This is a genomic window from Streptomyces sp. NPDC050485 (genome assembly GCF_044458185.1).
Lineage (GTDB): Bacteria > Actinomycetota > Actinomycetes > Streptomycetales > Streptomycetaceae > Streptomyces.
This window is the reverse complement of record NZ_JBITHR010000010.1, coordinates 204246-227577: the sequence shown is the minus strand read 5'-3', so window position 1 is coordinate 227577 and position 23332 is coordinate 204246. Positions and strand designations below refer to the sequence as shown.

Here is a 23332-nt window from a genome sequence, read left to right as displayed (position 1 = left end):
TTCACTTGGCGAAGCGGGATTCCCGCGCCGCCCTGCTGACGCCCGTGCCCTCGCTCATCGATCCGCCTGGCCGCGACGGTCAGTTGTAGGACGTCGGGAGGAAGGCGAAGCAGTAGGCGGTGTCGTTCGCGCCGCCGCCGGTGTAGTACGGGTCGCCGTGCGCGATGACGAGGTCACCTGTCCCCGGGCCGACGATCCCGTCCACTGAGACGCTTGAGTCGCGCGAGTGCTCGATCTGCTGGAACGCGACGACCGCCTGCTTCGTCTGCGGACCCCAGACCCCGTCCTGCGCCACGTTCGGGATGTGAACGCCGTAGAAGTCGCCCTGGTTGTGGTTCGCCTGGAAGTAGTTGAGGCTCTCCTGGAGGCACCAGACACCGTGCGTATTGTTCGTATAGCCGTCGCCGATGTAGTGGCTGACGCCCTCCGCGGCCTGCGCCGACGAGGCGACACCGAAGGTGGCTGCGCCCGCGAAGGCCAGCGCGACGGCGCCCTTGGTGAGCTTGCTGCTGAGAGTCATGAGTGGTTCCCTGCCCCTGAGACGTGCTGAGAGCTGCGAAGGTCACGACGTGTGACGTCGCGACGGCGCACCCGATCCACGTCCCGACTCGTCGAGTCGGGAGTTGCAGAGGCGGGCGGCGCGGACGACTCTGCCGGTCGGGCCGCCGCCGACGCAACGGAGGGACGTCCCCTACCCGGCCTGGGACGTCCCCTTCCGTCTCAAGGCTGTGCCCTGCTCCTTGGGACGGCGCTCGGAGCCGGGTATGAGACGTGTCGCCGCGATCCCGGCCCTGGGCGATGCTGTCGCCCGGGTCGGCTTCGCAGGCGAGTTCTCAAGACTGGATCCGGTGCAACTCGAAGTGCATGCCACCCGCCCCTACCGCTGGAGCTCCGTCACGTCGGCGACCACGCAGCTGACGTTGTCGGGGCCGCCGGAGCCGTTGGCGAGGGCGATGAGTTCGCGGACAGCCGGCTCGGGCTCACCGACCTCGGAGAGCACCCGGTGGATCTCCTCGGTCGGCACGACGGTCGACAGGCCGTCGGAGCAGAGCAGGTAGCGGTCTTCGAGCCGGGCGTCGCGCAGGCGCATGTCGGGGGTGGCATCGGCTCCTTGGCCCAACGCCCGGATCAGCAGGGACCGTTGGGGGTGGGAGGCGGCCTCCGCCGGGCTGATGCGTCCTTCGTCCACCATCGACTGCACCATGGTGTGATCGTGGGTGATCTGGAACAGCTCTCCGTCGCGCAGCAGGTAGACGCGGGAGTCGCCGATGTGGACGAGGGCCAGCTGTGAGCCGGTCCAGAGCATCGCGGTGAGTGTGGTGCCCGCATCTTCGGGCGATGAGGCGGGTCCGGCGGCGCCGTTGACGGCCTGTTTGGCCTGTTCGACGGCGTCTTCGAGGAGGTTGAGGAGATCGCCTGCCGGGACGCTGTCGGTTTCGAGGCGCTTGAGCGCGTCGACGGCGGCGGCGCTTGCGGGGGCTCCTTGGCTGCCGAAGCCGTCGGCGACGGCGAGCAGGCGGGACCCGGCATAGGCGGTGTCCTGGTTGCTCTCACGGACCAGGCCCGGGTCGGAAAGGGCGGCGTAACGGATGCTCAGGGGTTTGGCGGTCGGAGACATGGCGGGGGCCTTCCAGGACAGATGGCCGATGAGGAAGGAAGCGAGGTCCCGCCGCGCGGCGGTGTCGGCCTCGACCTGGGCCCAGAACGCGCGGACCTCCCCGGCTGCCGGGCCTGCCTCCAGCGTGCAGACGTGCTGGATGCGGGCCAGAGGCATCCCCAGGCGCCGGAGCCAGGCGACCAGCCGGGCTTGATCCAGCTGTTCCGGGGCGTAGAAGCGGTAGCCGGTCACCGGGTCGACGCGAGCGGGGGCCAGCAGACCGAGCTCGTCGTAGAGACGCAGCGCCTTCGGCGACAGCCGGGACGCCTTCGCGAACGCCCCGATGGTCAGCAACCCCATGCCCGCTCTCCTCCTCATGCCGGGCACGTCACCCGGCCCCACCGATGCTGTGGCCTCCCCCAAGGTGAAGGTCAACCAGGGTTCAGGAGAGGAAACCGGCGCTCGGGCCGCACCGTCTCGAACCGGACACCCCCAAGGCCCCCGCTCACGGACCCCGGCCGCGCCGACGTACTCCGAGCTCGACGTCCTCCGCCGAGGTCCGGAGGCCCTGTGCTGTGGCAGCGAACACTATTGCAAGCATGCGCTTGCAATAGTTAGCACGATGGGTGCACCATCGGGGCATGGCATCGCTCAACGTCGGCAATCTCGGCGAGTACCTCCGCGAGCAGCGGCGCAATGCGCAGCTGTCGCTGCGGCAGCTCGCCGATGCCGCCGGGGTGTCCAATCCGTATCTGAGTCAGATCGAGCGCGGGCTGCGCAAGCCGAGCGCGGACATTCTGCAGCAGCTCGCGAAGGCGCTGCGGATCTCCGCCGAGACGCTGTACGTGCAGGCCGGGATTCTCGACGAACGGTCGCCCGAGGCGGCGGGGACGCGGAGCGTCATCCTCGCCGACCCCTCGCTCAGCGAGCGTCAGAAGCAGGTACTGCTCCAGATCTACGAGTCCTTCCGCAAGGAGAACGGGCTCGACACCGACACACCCCGCACTGCCGACGGCAGCGGTGCCGACGGCAGTGATGCCGACCACCCTCAAGCGAGCAACTGAGCACTGATCCGGGAGGAACACTCATGGCCATCACCGATGACCTGCGCAAGACCCTCACCGACCCCACCCCCCTTTACTTCCTCGCGGGCACGGCGGACATCGCCGGGCAGCAGGCCAAGAAGGTTCCGGCGCTGATCGACAAGATCCAGTCCGAGGCCCCCGAGCGCATCGAGGCCGTGCGGCGCACCGACCCCAAGGCCGTGCAGGAGAAGGCCGCCGCACGGGTCAAGGAGGTCCAGACCGCCGTCACCACCCGGGCCAACGAGTTCCTCGGCGCCCTCGACGGCGACTTCAAGAAGCTCGGTGAGAACGCCCAGGACCTGGCCCTGCGCGGTGTCGGCGTCCTCGCCGAGTACGCCGTCAAGGCGCGCGAGGGATACGACACCGTCGCCGAGCGCGGCCAGGAGGTCGTCAAGCAGTGGCGCGGCGAGGCCGCCGAGGAGATCGCCGAGATCGGCGAGGCCGTCGGGCCCAAGGACGAGCCCGCCCGGGCCGACACGCAGGCCGACGCCGACGGCGCCGACAGCGCCGCGGACAAGCCCGCCGCCAAGAAGGCCACCGCGCGCAAGGCCCCGGCGAAGAAGCCCGCTGCCAAGCCCGCCGAGTAGTCGTCCCCAGCAGGCGTATCCGCTGTCGTCCCACCAGTCGTTCCGGTGGTCATGTGCCGCCGGTTCGCGGGCGGGCACCATTTGGGTGTCCGCCCCGTTGTACCAGGTACTAGTACCTTGGCCGCGAGGCGCTCTCCACTCGTAAGGCGGTGCACGTCATGTTGCTCACGGGATTCAGCCTTCTCACCTCACTGCTCTATCTCGGGCTGCTCGTCATCGCCGTGGTGGCGCTGCTCTTCGCCCTGCTGGCCCGCGAGGACGCGTACCGGGCGGCCGACAAGAAGACCAAGCCGTTCTGGCTGGTGATCCTCGGCCTCACGGTCGTGGTGAACCTGTTCGTGCCGGTGCTGATCCTGCAGCTCGCCGGGCTCGTCGCCTCGATCGTGTTCATGGTGGACGTGCGGCCCGCGCTGCGGCAGGTGTCCGGCGGGGGCCGGGGCGGCCGTCGTGGCGGCGGCTCCAGCAGTGACGGTCCGTACGGGCCGTACAACGGCGGCCGGTAGGCCCGCCCCCTCCGGCAGAGTCCCCGGCATGCGTCGGCGGGCCCTCGCTCAGGGGTGCCCGGCGCCGGCCGGCTCTCAGCCCTGCTGGCGCTTGCGCTCCAGGAGTACCACCGCCACGTCGTCCGTCAGCTCGCCTCCGTTGAGTTCGCGAGCCCGGGTCACCGCCGCCTCAAGGAGTGACTCGCCGCGCAGCCCGGACGCCAGCTGGCTGTTGATCATTTCCAGCATGCCGTCCTGCCCGAGCCGCTGGTTGCCCTCGCCCGTGCGGCCCTCGATCAGGCCGTCGGTGTACATCAACAGGCCCCATTCGCGGCCGAGTTGCACCTGTCGGCGCGGCCAGCGCGCGCGGGGCAGCAGGCCGAGGGCCGGGCCGCTGTTCTCGTACGGGAGCAGACGGGCGTGGTCGCCCCGGGCGATCAGCGGGGCCGGGTGGCCGGCCAGGCACAGCCCGGCGCTGCGGCTGTCGGGGGAGATGTCGACGGTGCAGAGCGTCGCGAAGATCTCCTCGCTGTCGCGTTCGTGCTCCAGGACCTCTTGCAGGGTGGAGAGCAGCTCGTCGCCGCACAGGCCCGCCAGCGTCAACGCCCGCCAGGCGATGCGGAGTTCGACCCCGAGGGCCGCCTCGTCGGGGCCGTGCCCGCAGACGTCGCCGATCATCGCGTGGACGGTTCCGTCGGGCGTACGCACCGTGTCGTAGAAGTCGCCGCCGAGCAGCGCCCGGGAGCGGCCGGGGCGGTAGCGGGCGGCGAAGCGCAGGTCCGAGCCTTCGAGGAGCGGGGTCGGGAGCAGCCCGCGCTCCAGGCGGGCGTTCTCCTGGGCGCGCAGCCGCGACTCGGCCAGCTTGTACTGGGCGGTGTCCGCGCGCTTGCGCTCCACCGCGTACCGGATGGCGCGGCTGAGCAGCCTGCCGTCCAGCTCGTCGCGGAAGAGGTAGTCCTGCGCGCCGACCCGGACCGCTTCGGCCGCCCGCTCCGCGTGGGTGGACGGAGTGAGGGCCAGTACGGCGTGGCGCGGGGCGAGGCGGAGCAGATGGCGCAGCGCGGCGAGCTCGTCGTCGGGGTCGCGGCCGGGCAGCGCCAGGTCAAGGAGTATGCAGTGGACGTCGTCGGTGAGCAGCCGCTCGGCCTCGGTGAGGTTGCGGGCGGTACGGATCCGGCCCCGGGTGCCCGCGGCGTCGAGGAGCTCGTGCACGGTGATGGTGCCCGCCGGGTCGTCCTCGATCACCAGCAGGTTGAGCGGGCCGTCGCCGGAGCCGCACACCGGGGCCTCCGGTGCCGCTCGCTGGTGCGGTACGGGTACGTGCTGGGATGCGGGCATCGTCGGTTCCGGTTCCTTCCCTCCCCCCGAGGGTGGGGGAGCGCCAGTCGGCGCCCCACCAGCCGGGACCCTAGCGTCATCCACGGGCGCGGCGGAATGGCGTACGGCGGCCGATCGGGCATGAGTCGGTTGGCATATGCCTCATGCCCGATTTGTCCGACCCCCAGGAAGTTGCTCCCTGCCCGCCCGAACGCTCCCCGGCTGCCCGGCCGTACCGATCCGGGTGTCCGGGCGGACGAGCGGGCGGGCGGGGGTGGAGGGCCCGTCCGCCTCTATGTCTGGCTACACGTCCGGCTACGCAACCGGCCGCATGTCCGGCTACGTGACCGGCTCCATGTCGTGTCCGGTTTACCTGTCCGGCCGGACGATGCCGAGGATCGGCATCGAACCGGCGCCGGTGATCGTCACGTTCCGGCCGGGCCGCGGCGCGTGCACGATCGCTCCGTCGCCGATGTACATCCCCACATGCGTGGCGTCGGCGAAGTAAATGATCAGGTCGCCGGGGCGCATGTCCTTGATCGCGACGTGCGGCAGCTGCGCCCACTGCTCCTGCGAGGTGCGCGGGATCCCGTGGCCCGCGGCGAGCCAGGCCTGGCTGGTCAGGCCCGAGCAGTCGAAGGAGCCGGGGCCCTCGGCGCCCCAGAGGTACGGCTTGCCGATCTGGTCGGTCGCGAACTTCACGGCCTTCTTGCCCTGCTCGCTCGCGCCGGTGCTGATGGCCTTCAGTATGCCCGTGCTCAGCCAGGCCGTCTGCGAGTCGAACTCCTTCTTCCGCTCCAGCTCGGCCAGCCGCTGGCGGTCCTGCTCCTTGAGCTGGGACTGGAGCTTCTCGGCCGCCGCGATCTTCTCGGTGATGTCCTTCTTCGCGGCTTCCTTCTTGACCCGGTTGTCCTCCAGGTTCGTCCACTGGGCGGTGGCGTCCTTGCCGTACGCCGCCAAGTCGGCCTGGGTCTGGTTCAGTTCGGTGAGCAGGCTCTGGGCGGCCTGCTGGCCCTCGCGCAGCCGGTTCGCGCCGTCGAGGAAGGAGCCGGGGTCGCCGCTGAGCATCATCAGCGCGCCGGGCGGCAGGCCGCCGTTGCGGTACTGCATCCGCGCGGTGGCGCCCGCCTGGTCCTTCAGGCGCTTGATCTTCTCCTGGCCCTGCACTATCTGCTGCGCCAACTGCACGATCTGCGCGGACTGCTGCTTGGTCTGCTCCTCGGCGAGGTTGTACGCGTCGGTGGCCGCGGCCGCCTGCCGGTACAGCTCGTCGATCTGCTTGCCGACCTCGTCGAGCGTCAGCGGCTGCCCCGGCGCTCCGCCGGACGGCGTCGGCGCGGGGTCGGCGAACGCCGTGCCCGGCGCGGCCAGCACGCTCAACGCGCACACCAAGGTGATCGCGGCCGCCAAACGGCGTTTCTTCGGCACTGAAAACTCCCCCTCCGGCCAACCCCGGCCCCACACCGGACAACCCGAATCTGATTTCTCGTCAGTAACATCCAGGCAATGCGCGATGCTGCCACGACCTCCGTCAAAACGACAGGGGCACACGGCGCCTGACGGGTCACATCCCCTCAGGTGGGACGAACGGCGCGCGCCACGCGTTCCCCCGGTGGCGGGAGTTCATTCGCGCGATGCCCGGGGCCCGTGCCGCGGCAACCTGCGGGTCCGGCCTCAACGGGGCGCCAGCGCCGCCCAGTTGACCGTGACCTCGCCCTGCCGCCAGCGCCGTACGCCGTCCGCGAGCGGCCAGTCGGCCGACAGATCCCGTACCGCCCTGATCCACCGCTGCCGCGCGCCGAGCGAGGCGTACGGGGCGGCCGCCGCCCACGCCCGGTCGAAGTCGCGCAGGAACGCGTGCACCGGCTCGCCCGGGACGTTGCGGTGGATCAGCGCCTTGGGCAGGCGCTCGGCGAGGTCGGAGGGGCGGTCGAGGGAGCCGAGCCGGGTCGCGAAGGTCACCGTGCGCGGGCCGGAGCGGTCGAGCGCGACCCACACATGGCGGCGGCCGATCTCGTCGCAGGTGCCCTCGACGAGCAGCCCGCCGGGCGCGAGCCGCCCGCACAGCCGGGTCCAGACGGCGGCCACCTCGGCCTCGTCGTACTGGCGCAGCACGTTCGCCGCGCGGATCAGCATCGGCGGCTCGGCGAGCGGCACCTCGAAACCGCCGTGCCGGAAAGTGAGCCCTTCGCGCTCGTACGGCTTGGCGGCGGCGACCCGGGCCGGCTCGATCTCGATGCCGACCACCGAGACGGCGGGGGCCGCGGTGCGCAGCCGCTGGAGCAGTTCCACCGCGGTCCAGGGGGCGGCGCCGTACCCGAGGTCGACGGCGACGGGGGCGTCCGCGCGGCGGAGCGCGGCCCCGTGCGCGTCGGCGATCCAGCGGTCCATGCGGCGCAGCCGGTTCGGATTGGTGGTGCCGCGGGTGACGGTGCCGACGGGGCGCTTCGCGGACGGGGCGGGTGGAGCCATATGACGAGGGTAGGGGGCGGCGCGGGCGCGGTTTCCGGCCGGAAGCGGCGGAGCCCTCCGTTCCGGTGTCGCGGGTTCCGGTCGGAAACCGGCGGAGCCCTCCGTTCCGGTGCGGCGCCCGGGGCCGGGGTGCCGGTCCCGGCCGCCCGGGTCCGGCAACTTTTTGGCAAAGTGGAAATGAAAGGGGGGATTCCGGTGTTCGGGGCTGTGGAGGGGCGTGTTGGCATGCCCGTCTCCGGAGAGGGCGGGTCCGCCTGTCCGCTCCGTGCCCGAAGGCAGTGCCCCGAGCCGAGGAGGACCTCGACGTGAGCCAGTACGTGTCCCGGTTCGCCGGCACCCTGGCGGGGCCGCCCAGGCTCCGGCTTCCCGGCGGCCACCGCAAACCGCGCCGGGTGGCCATGCTCAGCGTGCACACCTCCCCGCTGCACCAGCCGGGGACGGGCGACGCGGGCGGCATGAACGTGTACATCGTGGAGCTCGCCAAGCGCCTCGCCGCGATCAACATCGAGGTCGAGATCTTCACCCGGGCCACCACCGGCGGGCTCGCGCCGGCCGTCGAGATGTCGCCGGGGGTGCTGGTCCGGCACATCGACGCGGGTCCGTACGAGGGCCTCGCCAAGGAGGAACTGCCGGCCCAGCTCTGCGCCTTCACGCACGGCGTGATGCAGGCGTGGGCGGGGCAGCGGCCCGGCCACTACGACCTGGTCCACTCCCACTACTGGCTCTCCGGCCACGTCGGCTGGCTCGCCGCCGAACGCTGGGGCGTGCCCCTCGTCCACGCCATGCACACCATGGCCAAGGTCAAGAACGCGGCGCTCGCCGAGGGCGACACCCCCGAGCCGGCCGCGCGGGTCATCGGCGAGACGCAGATCGTGAACGCGGCGGACCGGCTGATCGCCAACACCGCCGAGGAGGCCGACGAACTGGTCCGCTTCTACGACGCCGACCCCGGCAAGGTCGCCGTCGTCCACCCCGGGGTGAACCTGGACCGGTTCCGCCCGGCGGACGGAAGGACGGCGGCGCGGGCCCGGCTCGGCCTTCCCCGGGACGCGTTCATCCCGCTGTTCGCGGGCCGCATCCAGCCCCTGAAGGCACCGGACATCCTGCTGCGAGCGGCGGCGGACCTCCTGGACCGGGACCCCTCCCTGCGCTCGCGGATGATCGTGCCGATCGTGGGCGGGCCCTCCGGCAGCGGCCTGGCGAAGCCGGAGGGCCTGCAGAAGCTGGCGGCCCGGCTCGGCATCAGTGACGTCGTACGGTTCAAACCACCGGTCGGCCAGGATCGCCTTGCGGACTGGTTCCGGGCGGCATCCGTCCTGGTCATGCCGTCCTACAGCGAATCGTTCGGCCTCGTCGCCATAGAGGCGCAGGCGGCCGGCACCCCGGTGGTCGCGGCATCGGTCGGCGGCCTTCCGGTGGCGGTACGGGACGGATCGACGGGCTTCCTGGTGCGCGGCCACGACCCGAAGGACTACGCGACGGCGCTGCGCCGATTCGTACAGGACCCCGCGCTGGTGCAGCGCATGGGCGACGCGGCCGCCCGCCACGCCCAGTCCTTCGGCTGGGGGACGGCGGCGTCGGCGACGGCGGACGTGTACACGGCGGCGATGCAGGAGCACCGGCGCAGGGTGCGGGCCCGGCACGGGTGAGGCACGGGGCCCGGTGGGTGCTTTCGGGCGGGCTCGCGGTCCCGCTGACGTGCGGCGGCGTGCCGCGTGCGGAGGCGGCTGCGCGAGCCCTTTCGCGTAGGCTCGCGGCATGGCTGACGTGCGGCAGGTCATCGAAGAGGCCCTCAAGGACGCGGAGCTCTCGTGGGAGTCCCCGGAGCCCGGAAGTTACGTCGTGACCCTGCCGGGCACGCGCAAACTGTCGACCACCTGCTCGCTGCGGGTGGGCCGCCACTCCCTCTCCGTGAACGCGTTCGTCGTGCGGCACCCCGACGAGAACGAACCGGCCGTCCACCGGTGGCTCCTCGAACGCAACCTCCGCCTGTACGGGGTGAGTTACGCGGTCGACCGGCTCGGGGACGTGTACCTGGCGGGCAAGGTTCCGCTCGGCGCGGTCTCGCCGGAAGAGCTCGACCGGCTGCTCGGCGTGGTGCTTGAGGAGGCGGACGGATCCTTCAACACGCTGCTGGAGCTGGGGTTCGCTTCGGCGATCCGGCGGGAGTACGCGTGGCGGGTCTCCCGGGGGGAGTCGACGCGGAACCTCGACGCGTTCACCCACCTGACCCAGACACCGGAATCCTGACCCGGGCCCACCCCGGCCCCTTCCCCTTCGGGGGCTTCGCCCGCGCGCCGGTGTGCGCTCCTTCCTTCGCGTGAAAGCGGCTCCCGCCCAGCTCGCCGCTGGGCAGGCAGGGCAGGAAACGGGGTGACGCAGACGAAGGGTGACGCTCATGGCAAGCGTTGTGCACCGCTACACGGGCCGGATGTTCCTCGCGGCCGGACAGCAGCACTGGTTCGGGTTCAACTACACCAGCGGCGACCCCCAGCCGCGCAGTTGGAACCGCTGGTCGGTGGGCCACACCGGATTCGGCGCCGCCTTCACCTACGTCGACATCCTGCAGGAGCTGGCCGCCTGGGACATCAACGCGACGCCCCGTACGGGATGGAACATGCTGGTCCGCGCCCAGAACGGAGACGCGGACTTCATCATGAGCGCCGTCAGCATTGATCAGTAGAAGCGTGGATCAGTGCAGTAGCAGAGCAGCAAGGGAGAGTCTGATGCGGGTTCAGGTGGCCTACGACCAGCACGGCCGGATCATCGCCCTCGCGGACGTCGACAGCAGCGGCGGGGTGAATGTCCGGCCCCTCCCCATGGACGGCCGCGAGGTCACCGAGATCGACGTACCCGACGAGTACACCGACCTTCCCCTGTCCGGGCTTTACGAGCGCCTCCGCCTGGAAGTGGGCCCTGAGGGTCCGCAGGCCCACTGGCAGGCGTGAACACCCTCAGTTGAACGCGGCGAACATGCCGGGCTCGTACGAACCGCCCCGCTGGTGCACGATCACGGCGAGCCGGTTGGCCGCGTTGACCAGGGCGACCAGGGCGACCAGCGCCGCGATCTGGTCGTCGTCGTAGTGCTTGCGCACCTCGGCCCAGGTCTCGTCGGACACGCCGTCGTGGGCGTCGGCGAGCCGGGTGCCCTCTTCGGCGAGTGCCAGCGCGGCCCGCTCGGCCTCGGTGAACACGGTCGACTCGCGCCAGGCGGCGACCAGGTGGAGCCGGACCGCGGTCTCACCGGCCGCCGTGGCCTCCTTGGTGTGCGCGTCGATGCACCAGCCGCAGCCGTTGATCTGGCTGGCGCGCAGCGACACCAGCTGCTGCGTGGTCGTCGGCAGCGGCGACTGCTGGATGAGCAGGCCGGCGTTGGCGAACCGCTTGGCGAACTTCAGGGCGGTCTCGTTCTCGAACATGTTGAATCGGGTTTCCATGACCTCGTCCTCACGTGTGGTGTCGCTCTGGATGAACACGAGATGCCGCCGGGCCGCGCCCTGTGACGGGGCGGGCGTGTGACGTGCGCCACCGCCCCCGGGTGTCACAAACCCGCGGGGACCGGCGTCTTGTGCGCGTGACGCGGTCGAGAGCGAACAGGCGGGAGCACCCGGAGATGAGCGAGCACAGCGAGCGCACGAAGGACACGGCCGGGCAGCCCGCCGGCGGCGGACGCACGGACCCCGCCACCGAGGCGTTCGTCGCCCACCGCAACCTGCTGTTCACCGTCGCCTACGAGATGCTCGGCTCGGCCGCCGACGCGGAGGACGTCCTGCAGGAGACCTGGCTGCGGTGGGCGGGCGTCGATCTCGGCGAGGTGCGGGAACAGCGTGCGTACCTGGTCCGGATCACCACACGCCAGGCGCTGAGCCGGCTGCGTACGCTCGGCCGCCGCAAGGAGTCCTACGTCGGCAGCTGGCTGCCCGAGCCGCTGCTCACCGCGCCCGACGTGGCCGAGGACGTCGAGCTGGCCGACAGCGTCTCGATGGCGATGCTGCTGGTGATGGAGACCCTCGCGCCGACCGAGCGCGCGGTGTTCGTGCTGCGCGAGGTGTTCGACCTGGGGTACGACGAGATCGCCGAGGCCGTCGACAAGAGCCCGGCCGCGGTCCGCCAGATCGCGCACCGGGCACGGGCGCACGTCGCCGAGCGCCGGCCGCGCGGGATCGTCTCCCCGACCGAGACCCGGGACGCGCTCGACGCGTTCCAACGGGCGGTCGAAACGGGCGACTTGCAGAGCCTGCTCGACATCCTCGCGCCGGACGTCGTCCTGGTGGGCGACGGCGGCGGAGTCAAGCAGGCGGTCCTGCGGCCCGTGGTGGGGGCCGACAAGGTGGCCCGCCTGCTGATCGGGGGGCTGGGCAAGGTCACCGCACCGTCGATGCGGCCGGCCCAGGTCAATGCCTACCCGGCGCTGGTTCTCCGGCTCGACGGCGAGCTCGACACCGTCGTGGCGGTGCGCATCGACGACGGCCTCATCACCGGGCTCTACGCCGTGCGCAACCCCGCGAAGCTGACGCACATGCAGCAGGAGACCGCCCTGCGCCGCTGACCCGGGGGCCCCGCCTTTCCCCTCTACGGGGCTCACGAGGCTGTCAGGCCGCCGAATCTGTACGAAGCTCAGCGCGCGGTACGTCCACGGCGACCGCGGGCCGCTCTACGGGCCGCTCCGCCGGGAGCCCGCGCATGAGCAGCCAGTAGCCGAGCGCCGTCGCCGTGCCGAGGACCGCGCAGGTGCCCCAGAGCCAGGCCGCCCCGTAGTGGTCGATGACGTAACCGGACATCAGCGGGGCGATCAGCGCCGCCACCGACCAGGACATCGTGTAGATGCCCTGGTAGCGGCCGCGGCCGTGGACGGGGGAGAGGCGGACCACCAGGCCGGTCTGGGTCGGGGCGTTGACGATTTCGGCCAGCGTCCACACGCAGATGGTGAGCGCGTAGACGGCGACCGAACCGGCGAACGCGGTGAGCCCGAAGCCGTAGCCCGCGAGCAGCGCCGAGATGATCAGCAGGCGGCGCGGGTCGCGGTGCTGGATGTAGCGGGTGACCGGGATCTGGACCGCCACGATGAGGATGCCGTTGACCGCGATCGCCAGGCCGAAGTCGGCGCTGGAGAAGCCGTCCGTGCCCATCGCGACCGGCAGGCCCACGTAACCCTGCTGGAAAATAAGGGAGATGAGGAAGGAGAGGCCGACCACGCCCATGAAACGGCCGTCGCGCAGCACCGTGCCGATGCCGATCTCCGGCTCGGCGGCCTTCTCCGTGGCGGTCCGCCGCGGCCGGGACTCGGGGAGCTTGAGGAAGACCACGATCGCGCAGACCAGGGTGAGCGTCGCCTCGCCCAGGAAGCCCGCCAGGTAGCTGTACTGGGCGATGAAGCCGGCCGTCATCGAGGAGATCGCGAAACCGAGGTTGATCGCCCAGTAGTTGAGGGAGAACGCGCGGACCCGGTCCTCTGGCTTCACGATGTCCGCCATCATCGCCTGCACGGCGGGTCGCGAGGCGTTGCTCGCCATGCCGACGAGGAAGGCGACGCCCGCGATCGCCGCCGGATCGGTCATGAAGCCGAGCAGCGCGACGCTCAGCGCGGTGGACGTCTGCGCGATCACCAGCGTGGGGCGGCGGCCGAGCCGGTCGGTCATGATGCCCGCGCCGATGGACGAGACGACTCCGCCGAGCCCGTGCAGGGAGGCCACGAGTCCCGCGTACGAGGCCGAATAGCCGCGGTCCAGGGTGAGGTAGAGCGCCATGAACGTGGCGACGAAGGCCCCGAGCCGGTTGATCAGGGTGCTGGTCCACAGCCACCAGAACTCCCGTGGCAGACCGGAGACGGTTTCTCGTGCGGCGCGCCTGAGACTGGCGACGGTCATGCGGTTCCCCCGTGGCTGCGGCTCACGTGCGCAGGTGCACGTGAGCCGACTCGTGTGTAAGTGGTGCGGGCAATGGCCGCACGTTACAAGTGGGCCCGCCCCGGGGGCCACCGAATTGACGCCGTCCGTCAATCGAGACGGCCCGGGTGCCTAGGTCTCCGCGCGCGCAATGGCCCCAGAACGTCGATTAGGCTCGGACGCATGGCCGACGCACCGTACAAGCTGATCCTCCTCCGCCACGGCGAGAGCGAGTGGAACGAGAAGAACCTGTTCACCGGGTGGGTGGACGTCAACCTCACCGCGAAGGGTGAGAAGGAGGCGGCGCGCGGCGGTGAGCTGCTCAAGGACGCCGGCCTGCTCCCCGACGTGCTGCACACCTCCCTCCAGAAGCGCGCCATCCGCACCGCCCAGCTCGCCCTTGAGTCCGCGGACCGGCACTGGATCCCGGTGCACCGCAGCTGGCGCCTGAACGAGCGCCACTACGGCGCGCTCCAGGGCAAGGACAAGGCGCAGACGCTCGCCGAGTACGGCGAGGAGCAGTTCATGCTGTGGCGCCGCTCGTACGACACCCCGCCGCCCGCCCTTGAGGACGGCACGGAGTTCTCGCAGAGCGACGACGCCCGTTACGCGACGATCCCGCCGGAGCTGCGCCCGCGGACCGAGTGCCTCAAGGACGTCGTCGTCCGCATGCTGCCGTACTGGTACGACGGCATCGTCCCGGACCTCCTCGCCGGCCGCACCGTCCTGATCGCCGCCCACGGCAACTCGCTGCGCGCGCTGGTCAAGCACCTCGACGGCATCTCCGACGCCGACATCGCGGGCCTGAACATCCCGACCGGCATCCCGCTGGTGTACGAGCTCGACGCCGACTTCAAGCCGGTCAAGCCGGGCGGCACCTACCTGGACCCGGACGCGGCCGCCGCCGCGATCGAGGCCGTGAAGAACCAGGGCAAGCGGAAGTAGCCCGGTAGCCCTCCGTCACGCCGAAGCCCCCTGTCCGCGGATCTTCCGCGGGGCGGGGGGCTTTTCGTTACGCTCCGCCGTTGACCGGTGTCGCTCCGGTCGCCGATCCGGCCCGGCTGTGGATAGCCTCGGAAGGTGCATTTCACCCGAAGTGGTGGAATGCGGTTCGCCTGGGGGAGTCCGCCAAGACGGGAGTTCCAACGTGAAAGCCACCCTGCGCAGTCGCACGGCCCGGACGCTCGCGGCCGGTGCGCTGTCCGCCGCCCTGCTGTCCGCCGGCGCCGCCGGCACCTTCGCCTCCGCCGCCACCAGCCCCAAGCCCAGTCCGTCCGTGTCCGCCTCGAAGTCGACCGCCGCCATCACCACCATCAAGGCGACGCCGGAGTCGGTGAAGGCCGGCGACAAGGTGACGTTCACCGGCCGCACCAAAGGCATGCCCATAGGCAGCAAGCTGGTGCTCCAGCACATGAAGGGCGGCAAGTGGACGACCCTGCAGGCCAGCACCACGGTCAAGCAGGGCAGCAGCTACAGCCTCGACGCCAAGCTCAACGACAAGGGCAAGCAGGAGCTGCGGGTCAAGTACGACGAGGTCACCTCGCCGACGGTCACCGTCACGGTGAAGTGACCCGGTCGCCAGCCCGCGAAGGGGCCCCGTCCATGATCGGACGGGGCCCCTCCATGTCCGTACGGCGATGCCGGCGGGACTAACCGCCGCACTGGCACGGCGCGCCCGACTGGCAGCCGCAGCCGCAGCCCGAACCGCAGCCGCACGCGCCGATCATCGGCAGCCTCATCGCTTCGGCGGCTGGGACGGGTGCTTCCTGCTGCGGGTCGTTGGTGGGTGAATCGGCCATGGGTCCCTCCCGGAGTAGGCAGACGCAAGGAGCCTTCACCCATTGCATGCCCACTGGGACGGCGCATCAACAGCGCACGCGGGCAAGCCTGTTGGGCCCGGACTGTTCCGCCGGACCGGGCGACCTTGGTCAACTGGGCCTGCCCGCAACCCTGTTGTGGGGTCGGGTCGATCCGGCGGGCCGGGCGCCCTTGGTCAACAGGGCTTGCATGCGGGCCAGTTGGGAGGTCGGACCGATCCGGCGGGTCAGGTGAGCTCGGTCAACAGGGCTCACTCGCAGGCCCGTTGGGCGTGGACCCGTGCGATCGGGGTCAGGCGCCCTCGACCTGCGCGGGCGGCTGGAGCTCGTCCGCGTGCTCGCCCGTCACCAGGTAGACGACGCGCTTGGCGACCGACACCGCGTGGTCCGCGAACCGCTCGTAGTAGCGGCCGAGCAGTGTCACGTCGACCGCGGTCTCGATGCCGTGCTTCCAGCGGTCGTCCATCAGGTGCTGGAACAGGGCGCGGTGCAGCAGGTCCATCTCGTCGTCGTCCTGCTCCAGCTGGAGGGCCAGGTCGACGTCCTTGGTGATGATGACCTCGGCGGCCTTCGCCATCAGGCGCTGGGCCAGCTGGCCCATCTCCAGGATGGTGGCGTGCAGGTCGTGCGGCACGGCCCGCTGCGGGTAGCGCAGCCGGGTCAGCTTGGCCACGTGCTGGGCGAGGTCGCCGGAGCGCTCCAGGTCGGCGCTCATGCGCAGGGAGGTCACCACGATCCGCAGATCGGTGGCGACCGGCTGCTGGCGGGCCAGCAGGGCGATCGCGCGGGCCTCCAGGTCGTGCTGGAGATCGTCGACCTTCTGGTCGGCCGCGATGACGCTCTCGGCGAGCTTCAGATCGGCATCGAGCATGGCCGTGGTGGCGCGCCCGATCGCCGACCCGACAAGGCGGGTCATTTCGACCAGGCCCTCGCCGATCGAGTCAAGTTCCTCGTGGTACGCGTCCCGCATGGGTTTCCCTCTCCTCACATACGAACCAGGCTCTCTGCGAACCGGGGGTCCGGGGGCCGTCCGGGGGCTCCGGCCCCCACGCTCCCACGTTCGGTCCGCTACGCGTCCGATTCGGCCACAGGAAGTGAACCGTCCCCATCACCTCGGTGAACTCTGGGCGACGAACGTTCGAGCGGCCACCCATTTGGCTGGGAGAGTGTCGGCCGGGCCGCATAACCTGGATGCATGGACGTGAACGCGGCGGTCGCCGCATTGGCAGCGATCGCCGGGGTGTGCACCGGCGTGATCGCCATGCTGGCGTTCCGCTGGAGCGAGCGCGACCAGGCGCGGCCCACCCGGACGTCCCTGCACACCGACGCCGTACTGCCGCCGGGCGTGGACACCGTCCTTTCCGTACTGCGCTCCTCCGCGGTCGTCCTCGACGAGAGCGACTCCGTGGTCAAGGCCAGCTCCGCGGCGTACGCGCTCGGCCTGGTCAGGGGCGGCAAGCTGGCCGTCGAGCCGATGCTCCACATGGCCCGCGACACCCGGCGCGACGGCGAGATACGCCAGGTCGAGCTGGACCTGCCGCGGCGCGGCACCGGCCGGGGCGAGGCCCTCGCGGTCTCCGCCCGGGTCGCCCCGCTCGGCTCCCGGCTGGTGCTGCTCCTGGTGGAGGACCTGACCGAGGCCCGCCGCATCGAGGCCGTACGGCGCGACTTCGTGGCGAACGTCAGCCATGAGCTCAAGACCCCGACCGGCGCGCTCTCCCTGCTCTCCGAGGCGGTCATGGACGCCTCGGACGACCCCGAGGCGGTCACCCGCTTCGCGGGCCGGATGCAGATCGAGGCGACCCGGCTCACCAATCTGGTCCAGGAGCTCATCGACCTCTCCCGGGTCCAGAACGACGACCCGCTGGAGGACGCCGAGCCGGTCCGGGTGGACGAGCTCGTCGCCGAGGCCATAGACCGCTCCCGGCACACCGCGTCCACCAAGCAGATCACCATGGCCGCCGGCGGCACCGCCGACCTGTACGTCTGGGGCAACCGCGGCCAGCTCGCGGCGGCCCTCGGCAACCTGGTCGAGAACGCCGTGAACTACTCGCCGGCCAGGACGCGGGTCGGCATCGCCGGGCGGCGCATCGCCGCGCCCGGCGGAGACCTCATCGAGATCGCCGTGACCGACCAGGGCATCGGCATCTCCGAGAAGGACCGGGAGCGCATCTTCGAGCGCTTCTACCGGGTGGACCCGGCCCGCTCCCGTGCCACCGGCGGCACGGGTCTCGGCCTGGCCATCGTCAAGCACGTGGCCGCCTCGCACGGCGGGGAGGTCACGGTGTGGAGCTCCGAGGGACAGGGCTCCACCTTCACCCTGCGGCTGCCGGAAGCCGGTGCCGTTCGGGACCGCGCCCTGGCCGGGCGTGGTCCGGTCACGGTCGACGAGGACGAGGATGTCCCGTACGAGACCTTCAGTTCAGCTGTGCCTCAATCACACGTCATAGTTCCTGCCCCGGAGGTCCTTCCGTGACCCGAGTGCTCGTCGTCGAGGATGAGGAATCCTTCAGCGACGCCCTGTCCTACATGCTCCGCAAGGAGGGCTTCGAGGTCGCGGTGGCGGCCACCGGGCCCGACGGCCTGGACGAGTTCGAGCGCAATGGCGCCGACCTGGTCCTGCTGGACCTGATGCTGCCCGGCCTGCCGGGCACCGAGGTCTGCCGTCAGCTGCGCGGCCGCTCCAACGTCCCGGTCATCATGGTGACCGCCAAGGACAGCGAGATCGACAAGGTGGTCGGGCTGGAAATAGGAGCCGACGACTACGTCACCAAGCCGTTCTCCTCACGCGAGCTGGTCGCCCGCATCCGCGCCGTGCTGCGCCGCCGCGGCGAGCCGGAGGAGGTCACCCCGGCCGCCCTGGAGGCGGGCCCGGTCCGCATGGACGTCGACCGCCACGTGGTCACCGTCTCCGGCGGCAAGGTCGACCTCCCGCTGAAGGAGTTCGACCTCCTGGAGATGCTGCTGCGCAACGCGGGCCGCGTGCTGACCCGTATGCAGCTCATCGACCGGGTGTGGGGCGCGGACTACGTCGGCGACACCAAGACCCTCGACGTCCACGTCAAGCGCCTGCGCGCCAAGATCGAACCGGACCCGGGCGCGCCGCGGTACCTGGTGACGGTGCGGGGGCTCGGCTACAAGTTCGAGCCGTAAGCCGTACCGGGAACACAAGGGAGGGCGGCCCCGGAAGTGATCCGGGGCCGCCCTCCCTTGTCGTACGTCAGTGACCGGTGCCCGCGCTGTGCGACGGCGAGCCGGCGCCGCCGGGCTTGCCGCTGGCACCCGTGCCCGGGGTGTTCGGCGAGGCCGAGCCGGACGGGCTGCCCGAGGGGGTGCCGGACGGGCTGCCCGAGGGGGTCTCCTTCGGCTTCGGGAGCTCGCTGGGGCCGACGCCCTCGAAGTAGCTGGTGGCCGGGACCACAAAGGCGTCCAGGCTCACCGCGCCGGTCCTGCTGAACTGGAAGGTGACCTTCTGGACATCGCCGTTCTTGGCGGCCTCGCGGCCGTTGGCGATGACGGCGGAGGCGTTGTCCTTGCCGCCGAGCTGGATCGAGCCGTGCCCCGGGACGGTGAGCGCGCCCTCGCCCTTGGCGGGGGAGAGCTTCACGGTGGCGCTGCCGACCTGGACGGAGTCGAGGGTCTGCGGGTCGGCGCCGTTGTTGAACAGCGTCGCCGTGACGACGGCCGGGCCTTCGGCGTCGGCCTTCGGCTGGGTGACGACCGTCGCGTTCTGGACCTTGATGTCGCCGACGGTGACGTAGGCGCTGTCGGCCTTCACCCCGAGCGTCTGGGCTTTGTTGCCCGCCGCGCACGCGGAGAGCGAGAGGAGCGAGAACGCGATGGCAGAGGCGGCGAGGGCGCCGCGTCGAAGGCTGCGGCTCACGGCGGCGGCAACTCCTTGGACGTACGAGACGGACTGCTTCGGACGGGCTACGGGTCAGCCGGCCGCGTACCTACGCGTACCTAAGGGCCAGCTAAGGGTGTGTCAGCGGGCTTAGATTACCGAGCCGTCCGACGCGCCCCGCACCCGACCCGCCCCTACGGCCGAAGGGCCCGCCGAACTCCGGCCGATCGCGCGCTGATCTCGGTGTTTCGTACGCGCCGTTCACATATCCCGGGTGATCAATTTCCCGGGCCGCCACACATTCCTTACCGAAAATCCGCCGCGGTGACGCGCCGGTCGGCCCGTTGATCAATTCCCGAAAGAATCCCGGACGGCCGAACGGGTGAACGAGCGCCGAACGGAGTAGATCAAGTTCACCGCTTGGAACCCGGCAAACCGGGACGTTCGGCCTCTCGGAGCCCCGATCCGGGGTGGGTAACGTACGTGTTTCCCGGCCCCTTCGCAGCCGCTCCGACCTGCGAATACCGCCTTCCGCAAGGCTTCCACAGCACGTTCCTGTTGCTGTTGTCAAGCCCCGAGATATGCCCTGACCTGCGAAAACGCCATTCAGAAGAAGCCGTATCCGTGTTACCCTGGATAGCCACGGAAGGGGTACCTGTCACATGACGTTCAAGGTTGGCGACACCGTGGTCTATCCCCATCACGGGGCCGCGCTGATCGAGGCCATCGAAACTCGCCAGATCAAAGGCGTGGACAAGACCTACTTGGTGCTCAAGGTCGCCCAGGGCGACTTGACGGTGCGCGTACCGGCGGACAATGCGGAGTTCGTAGGCGTACGCGACGTGGTCGGGCAGGACGGGCTGGACCGGGTCTTCGAGGTGCTGCGCGCACCGTATGCCGAAGAGCCCACGAACTGGTCCCGTCGCTACAAGGCAAATCTCGAGAAGCTCGCCTCCGGCGATGTCATCAAGGTCGCCGAAGTGGTGCGTGACCTGTGGCGTCGTGAGCGCGAGCGCGGACTGTCCGCCGGCGAGAAGCGCATGCTCGCCAAGGCGCGCCAGATCCTGGTGAGCGAGCTGGCCCTCGCGGAGAACACCAACGAAGACAAGGCCGAGGCCCTCCTCGACGAGGTTCTCGCGTCCTGACGCCGACCCGTTCCGGGGCCCGCCCCGGAATGACCGGCATTGCCGCGGTGCCCGCTGACCAGCAGTGAGAATTGCTGTGTCGCCGGGCGCTGCGGCATGTTCGTATCCCCTCGCCAACAGCTCCCGCACTGTGGTGTGCCGGGCCCGGGCTGCCCGCCTGACCGGTGTCACGGAAGGGCCGGTCAGGGCGGAGCGCCCGGCATTCCCCCACGCTCTTCGAGCAGAGGGTTCCCCCAGGCCATACCCACGTCGTTTGAGGACACAAACCTTGTCAGACGAATCGCGCCCTTTCCGCACCGCCGCGGTGATTCCCGCGGCCGGACGCGGCGTGCGTCTCGGCCCGGGCGCCCCCAAGGCGCTCCGCGCGCTGAACGGCACCCCCATGCTCATCCACGCCGTCCGGGCGATGGCCGCCTCCCGCGCCGTCTCGCTGGTCGTCGTCGTGGCCCCGCCGGACGGCGCCACCGAGGTCAAGAACCTGCTCACGGAGCACGCGCTGCCTGAGCGGACCGACTTCCTCGTGGTGCCCGGCGGCGAGACCCGCCAGGAGTCCGTGAAGCTGGGCCTGGACGCGCTGCCGCCCGGCTTCGACATCGTGCTGGTCCATGACGCGGCTCGCCCGCTGGTCCCCGTCGACACCGTCGACGCGGTCATCGAGGCGGTACGCGACGGAGCCCCCGCCGTCGTCCCCGCGCTCCCGCTCGCCGACACCGTCAAGGAGGTCGAGCCGCGCACCGACGGCGGCCCCGAGCCCGTCGTCGCCACCCCCGAGCGGGCCCGGCTGCGCGCGGTGCAGACCCCGCAGGGCTTCGACCGCGCCACGCTCGTACGCGCCCACGAGACGGTCACCGGCAGCGTCACCGACGACGCCGGCATGGTCGAGCAGCTGGGCCTGACCGTCGTGGTGGTGCCCGGACACGAAGAGGCGTTCAAGGTGACCCGGCCGCTCGACCTCGTACTCGCCGAGGCCGTACTCGCACGACGGAGGGCCAACGATGGCTTCTGAAACCTCTGCCGCCGGTCCCGTGATCCCGCTGGTCGGCATCGGCGCCGACGTCCACGCCTTCGAGCGCGGGCGCGAGCTGTGGTGCGCCGGGCTGCTCTGGGACGGCCCCCAAGACGCGGAATGGGGTCTGGCCGGGCACTCCGACGGCGATGTCGCCGCGCACGCGGCCTGCGACGCGATCTTCTCGGCGGCCGGCGTCGGCGACCTCGGCGCGCACTTCGGCACCGACCGCCCCGAGTGGTCCGGCGCCTCCGGGGTGACCCTGCTCGCCGAGGCCGCCCGGATCGTGCGCGCCGCGGGCTTCGAGATCGGGAACATCGCGGTCCAGGTCATCGGCGTACGCCCGAAGATCGGCAAGCGGCGCGACGAGGCGCAGAAGGCGCTGTCGGCGGCGGCCGGGGCGCCGGTCGCGGTGTCCGGGACCACCAGCGACGGGCTCGGTCTGACCGGCCGCGCCGAGGGGCTCGCGGCCATCGCCACGGCGCTGGTCTACCGGCTGCCGTAGAAGCGCGGCGGGGCCCGGATCACCCCGCGGAAGATCGTCGGTCGGCTCCGAGTCCCAACAGACGCCAAATTGTGTGCCCCGTGGCCCGGAAGGGTCGCGGGGCACTGGTATTGGGCCACTACCCTGGAGTGGTGACCATTCGCCTGTACGACACCAGCGCCCGGCAGATTCGTGATTTCGTCCCGCTCACGCAGGGCTGTGTCTCGATCTACCTGTGTGGCGCCACCGTCCAGGCGGCCCCGCACATCGGGCACATCCGGTCGGGGCTGAACTTTGACATCATGCGCCGCTGGTTCGACTACCGCGGCTACGACGTCACGTTCATCCGCAACGTCACCGACATCGACGACAAGATCATCAGGAAGTCGGCCGAGCAGGGCCGCCCCTGGTGGTCCATCGGATACGAGAACGAGCGCGCGTTCACCGACGGCTACACCGCGCTCGGCTGCCTGCCGCCCACCTATGAGCCGCGCGCCACCGGCCACGTCACCGAGATGGTCGAGATGATGCGCGGCCTGATCGAGCGCGGCCACGCCTACGAGGCGGACGGCAACGTCTACTTCGACGTGCGGTCCTTCCCGGGCTACCTCGCCCTGTCCAACCAGGAGCTGGACAACCTTCTCCAGCCGTCCGGCGACGGCGAGACCGGCAAGCGCGACCCCCGCGACTTCGCGATGTGGAAGGCCGCCAAGCCGGGCGAGCCCAGCTGGGAGACCCCGTGGGGGCGCGGCCGTCCGGGCTGGCACCTGGAGTGCTCGGCGATGGCCCACAAGTACCTGGGCAGCGCCTTCGACATCCACGGCGGCGGGCTCGACCTGATCTTCCCGCACCACGAGAACGAGATCGCCCAGGCCCAGGCGTTCGGCGACGAGTTCGCCAACTACTGGGTGCACAACGCCTGGGTCACCATGAGCGGCGAGAAGATGTCGAAGTCGCTCGGGAACTCGGTCCTCGTGTCCGAGATGGTCAAGCAGTGGCGCCCGATCGTGCTCCGCTACTACCTGGGCACCCCGCACTACCGGTCGATGATCGAGTACAGCGAGGAGGCCCTGCGCGAGGCCGAGTCCGCGTTCGCGCGGATCGAGGGCTTCATCCAGCGCGTGGTCGAGAAGGCGGGGGGCGTCGTCGAGCCCGCCGGCCAGGTGCCGCCGGCGTTCGCCGAGGCCATGAACGACGACCTGGGCGTCCCGGGGGCCCTCGCGATCGTCCACACCACCGTCCGCCAGGGCAACAGCGCGCTCGCCGCCGACGACAAGGAAGCCGCGATCGCCCGCCTCGCCGAGGTCCGCGCCATGCTCGGCGTGCTCGGCCTGGACCCGCTGGACGCGCACTGGGCCGAGGAAGCCGACCGCGGCGCAGAACTGCACGGGGCCGTCGACACGCTCGTACGCCTCGTCCTGGAGCAGCGCGAGGCGGCCAGGTCCCGCAAGGACTGGGCCACCGCGGACGCCATCCGTGACCAGCTGACCCAGTCCGGCCTGGTCATCGAGGACAGCCCCAGCGGCCCCCGCTGGACCCTCGGCCCGCGCTGAGCCCATGCGCGATGTGCCGCCCGGGCGATCGGGCGGCACACTTCATATACGTACGTAC

Annotated in this window: 26 protein-coding genes; 16 read left to right on the top strand and 10 right to left on the bottom strand. The window is 70.9% G+C overall.

Going from position 1 to position 23332, the window contains the following annotated elements:
- Positions 1-79: 79 nt before the first annotated feature.
- Together ACIBK6_RS22030 and ACIBK6_RS22025 are read right to left on the bottom strand one after the other, a co-directional pair.
- Positions 80-520: a peptidoglycan-binding protein gene (locus tag ACIBK6_RS22030; RefSeq protein WP_399052989.1), complete on the bottom strand. Its 441-nt coding sequence runs from the start codon at positions 518-520 to the stop codon at positions 80-82.
- Positions 521-877: 357 nt separating this feature from the next.
- Positions 878-1957, bottom strand: coding sequence for a protein phosphatase 2C domain-containing protein (locus ACIBK6_RS22025; protein ID WP_399052988.1), 1080 nt, complete (start codon positions 1955-1957; stop codon positions 878-880).
- Between the two features lie 281 nt (positions 1958-2238).
- Between ACIBK6_RS22025 and ACIBK6_RS22020 the strand changes: the two genes are divergently transcribed.
- The 3 genes from ACIBK6_RS22020 (at position 2239) to ACIBK6_RS22010 (ending at position 3772) form a co-directional block, all read left to right on the top strand.
- Entirely contained in the window at positions 2239-2661 is a 423-nt protein-coding gene (locus ACIBK6_RS22020) for a helix-turn-helix domain-containing protein (protein ID WP_399052987.1), read from the top strand.
- A 23-nt stretch (positions 2662-2684) separates the two neighbouring features.
- Positions 2685-3269 carry a hypothetical protein gene (locus tag ACIBK6_RS22015; protein ID WP_399052986.1) on the top strand — a complete coding sequence of 195 codons (585 nt, stop codon included), beginning with the start codon at positions 2685-2687 and terminating at the stop codon, positions 3267-3269.
- Between the two features lie 158 nt (positions 3270-3427).
- Complete coding sequence (locus tag ACIBK6_RS22010) at positions 3428-3772, top strand: DUF2516 family protein (RefSeq protein WP_399052985.1); 345 nt, start codon at positions 3428-3430, stop codon at positions 3770-3772.
- 75 nt (positions 3773-3847) lie between these two features.
- On the opposite strand, the gene ACIBK6_RS22005 is transcribed toward ACIBK6_RS22010, so the two are convergent.
- The 3 genes from ACIBK6_RS22005 to ACIBK6_RS21995 form a co-directional block, all read right to left on the bottom strand.
- Positions 3848-5089, bottom strand: coding sequence for a PP2C family protein-serine/threonine phosphatase (locus ACIBK6_RS22005; RefSeq protein WP_399052984.1), 1242 nt, complete (start codon positions 5087-5089; stop codon positions 3848-3850).
- A gap of 348 nt (positions 5090-5437) precedes the next feature.
- Positions 5438-6496, bottom strand: coding sequence for an NlpC/P60 family protein (locus tag ACIBK6_RS22000; protein ID WP_399052983.1), 1059 nt, complete (start codon positions 6494-6496; stop codon positions 5438-5440).
- Positions 6497-6742: 246 nt separating this feature from the next.
- Positions 6743-7540, bottom strand: coding sequence for a class I SAM-dependent methyltransferase (locus tag ACIBK6_RS21995; protein ID WP_399052982.1), 798 nt, complete (start codon positions 7538-7540; stop codon positions 6743-6745).
- A 305-nt stretch (positions 7541-7845) separates the two neighbouring features.
- Here ACIBK6_RS21995 and mshA point away from each other — a divergent pair, with 305 nt between their 5' ends.
- From mshA to ACIBK6_RS21975, 4 genes are all read left to right on the top strand, one after another.
- On the top strand, positions 7846-9189 hold the full coding sequence (gene mshA / locus ACIBK6_RS21990) for a D-inositol-3-phosphate glycosyltransferase (RefSeq protein ID WP_399052981.1): 1344 nt from the start codon (positions 7846-7848) through the stop codon (positions 9187-9189).
- 109 nt (positions 9190-9298) lie between these two features.
- Positions 9299-9790, top strand: a complete 492-nt coding sequence (locus ACIBK6_RS21985) for a YbjN domain-containing protein (protein WP_399052980.1) — start codon at positions 9299-9301, stop codon at positions 9788-9790.
- A 148-nt stretch (positions 9791-9938) separates the two neighbouring features.
- The gene (locus ACIBK6_RS21980; RefSeq protein ID WP_399052979.1) at positions 9939-10223 is read left to right on the top strand and encodes a hypothetical protein; all 285 of its coding nucleotides are present in this window, start codon (positions 9939-9941) and stop codon (positions 10221-10223) included.
- Between the two features lie 43 nt (positions 10224-10266).
- Complete coding sequence (locus tag ACIBK6_RS21975; RefSeq protein ID WP_399052978.1) at positions 10267-10488, top strand: hypothetical protein; 222 nt, start codon at positions 10267-10269, stop codon at positions 10486-10488.
- Between the two features lie 6 nt (positions 10489-10494).
- On the opposite strand, the gene ACIBK6_RS21970 is transcribed toward ACIBK6_RS21975, so the two are convergent.
- Positions 10495-10977 (bottom strand): carboxymuconolactone decarboxylase family protein, encoded by a 483-nt coding sequence (locus tag ACIBK6_RS21970; RefSeq protein ID WP_399052977.1) that lies wholly within the window; start codon positions 10975-10977, stop codon positions 10495-10497.
- 176 nt (positions 10978-11153) lie between these two features.
- Between ACIBK6_RS21970 and ACIBK6_RS21965 the strand changes: the two genes are divergently transcribed.
- The gene (locus tag ACIBK6_RS21965) at positions 11154-12089 is read left to right on the top strand and encodes an RNA polymerase sigma-70 factor (RefSeq protein ID WP_399052976.1); all 936 of its coding nucleotides are present in this window, start codon (positions 11154-11156) and stop codon (positions 12087-12089) included.
- Positions 12090-12132: 43 nt separating this feature from the next.
- Here the strand turns inward: ACIBK6_RS21965 and ACIBK6_RS21960 are convergent, their stop codons facing one another.
- Positions 12133-13407: an MDR family MFS transporter gene (locus tag ACIBK6_RS21960; RefSeq protein WP_399052975.1), complete on the bottom strand. Its 1275-nt coding sequence runs from the start codon at positions 13405-13407 to the stop codon at positions 12133-12135.
- A gap of 201 nt (positions 13408-13608) precedes the next feature.
- Between ACIBK6_RS21960 and ACIBK6_RS21955 the strand changes: the two genes are divergently transcribed.
- Positions 13609-14370 carry a phosphoglyceromutase gene (locus tag ACIBK6_RS21955; protein WP_399052974.1) on the top strand — a complete coding sequence of 254 codons (762 nt, stop codon included), beginning with the start codon at positions 13609-13611 and terminating at the stop codon, positions 14368-14370.
- A gap of 202 nt (positions 14371-14572) precedes the next feature.
- A complete protein-coding gene (locus ACIBK6_RS21950) occupies positions 14573-14995 on the top strand; it encodes a hypothetical protein (RefSeq protein ID WP_399052973.1) in 423 nt (140 codons plus the stop codon).
- Positions 14996-15074: 79 nt separating this feature from the next.
- Here ACIBK6_RS21950 and ACIBK6_RS21945 read toward each other — a convergent pair whose 3' ends face one another.
- Together ACIBK6_RS21945 and phoU are read right to left on the bottom strand one after the other, a co-directional pair.
- Complete coding sequence (locus ACIBK6_RS21945) at positions 15075-15224, bottom strand: hypothetical protein (RefSeq protein ID WP_399052972.1); 150 nt, start codon at positions 15222-15224, stop codon at positions 15075-15077.
- A 310-nt stretch (positions 15225-15534) separates the two neighbouring features.
- Positions 15535-16212, bottom strand: coding sequence for a phosphate signaling complex protein PhoU (phoU, locus tag ACIBK6_RS21940; RefSeq protein WP_399052971.1), 678 nt, complete (start codon positions 16210-16212; stop codon positions 15535-15537).
- Positions 16213-16437: 225 nt separating this feature from the next.
- Here phoU and ACIBK6_RS21935 point away from each other — a divergent pair, with 225 nt between their 5' ends.
- A complete protein-coding gene (locus tag ACIBK6_RS21935; protein WP_399052969.1) occupies positions 16438-17718 on the top strand; it encodes a sensor histidine kinase in 1281 nt (426 codons plus the stop codon).
- A complete protein-coding gene (locus ACIBK6_RS21930) occupies positions 17715-18395 on the top strand; it encodes a response regulator transcription factor (protein WP_017242433.1) in 681 nt (226 codons plus the stop codon). Before ACIBK6_RS21935 ends, ACIBK6_RS21930 begins: the two co-directional genes overlap by 4 nt.
- Positions 18396-18462: 67 nt before the next feature.
- On the opposite strand, the gene ACIBK6_RS21925 is transcribed toward ACIBK6_RS21930, so the two are convergent.
- A complete protein-coding gene (locus tag ACIBK6_RS21925) occupies positions 18463-19125 on the bottom strand; it encodes a DUF461 domain-containing protein (RefSeq protein WP_399052968.1) in 663 nt (220 codons plus the stop codon).
- A 623-nt stretch (positions 19126-19748) separates the two neighbouring features.
- Here ACIBK6_RS21925 and ACIBK6_RS21920 point away from each other — a divergent pair.
- The 4 genes from ACIBK6_RS21920 to cysS all read left to right on the top strand — a co-directional run bounded on the left by ACIBK6_RS21920 (position 19749) and on the right by cysS (position 23274).
- Positions 19749-20231 carry a CarD family transcriptional regulator gene (locus ACIBK6_RS21920; RefSeq protein WP_003953493.1) on the top strand — a complete coding sequence of 161 codons (483 nt, stop codon included), beginning with the start codon at positions 19749-19751 and terminating at the stop codon, positions 20229-20231.
- A gap of 268 nt (positions 20232-20499) precedes the next feature.
- A complete protein-coding gene (gene ispD / locus ACIBK6_RS21915) occupies positions 20500-21237 on the top strand; it encodes a 2-C-methyl-D-erythritol 4-phosphate cytidylyltransferase (RefSeq protein ID WP_399052967.1) in 738 nt (245 codons plus the stop codon).
- Positions 21227-21742: a 2-C-methyl-D-erythritol 2,4-cyclodiphosphate synthase gene (gene ispF, locus ACIBK6_RS21910; RefSeq protein ID WP_399052966.1), complete on the top strand. Its 516-nt coding sequence runs from the start codon at positions 21227-21229 to the stop codon at positions 21740-21742. Before ispD ends, ispF begins: the two co-directional genes overlap by 11 nt.
- Before the next feature lie 131 nt (positions 21743-21873).
- A complete protein-coding gene (gene cysS, locus ACIBK6_RS21905) occupies positions 21874-23274 on the top strand; it encodes a cysteine--tRNA ligase (protein WP_399052965.1) in 1401 nt (466 codons plus the stop codon).
- Positions 23275-23332: the final 58 nt, after the last annotated feature.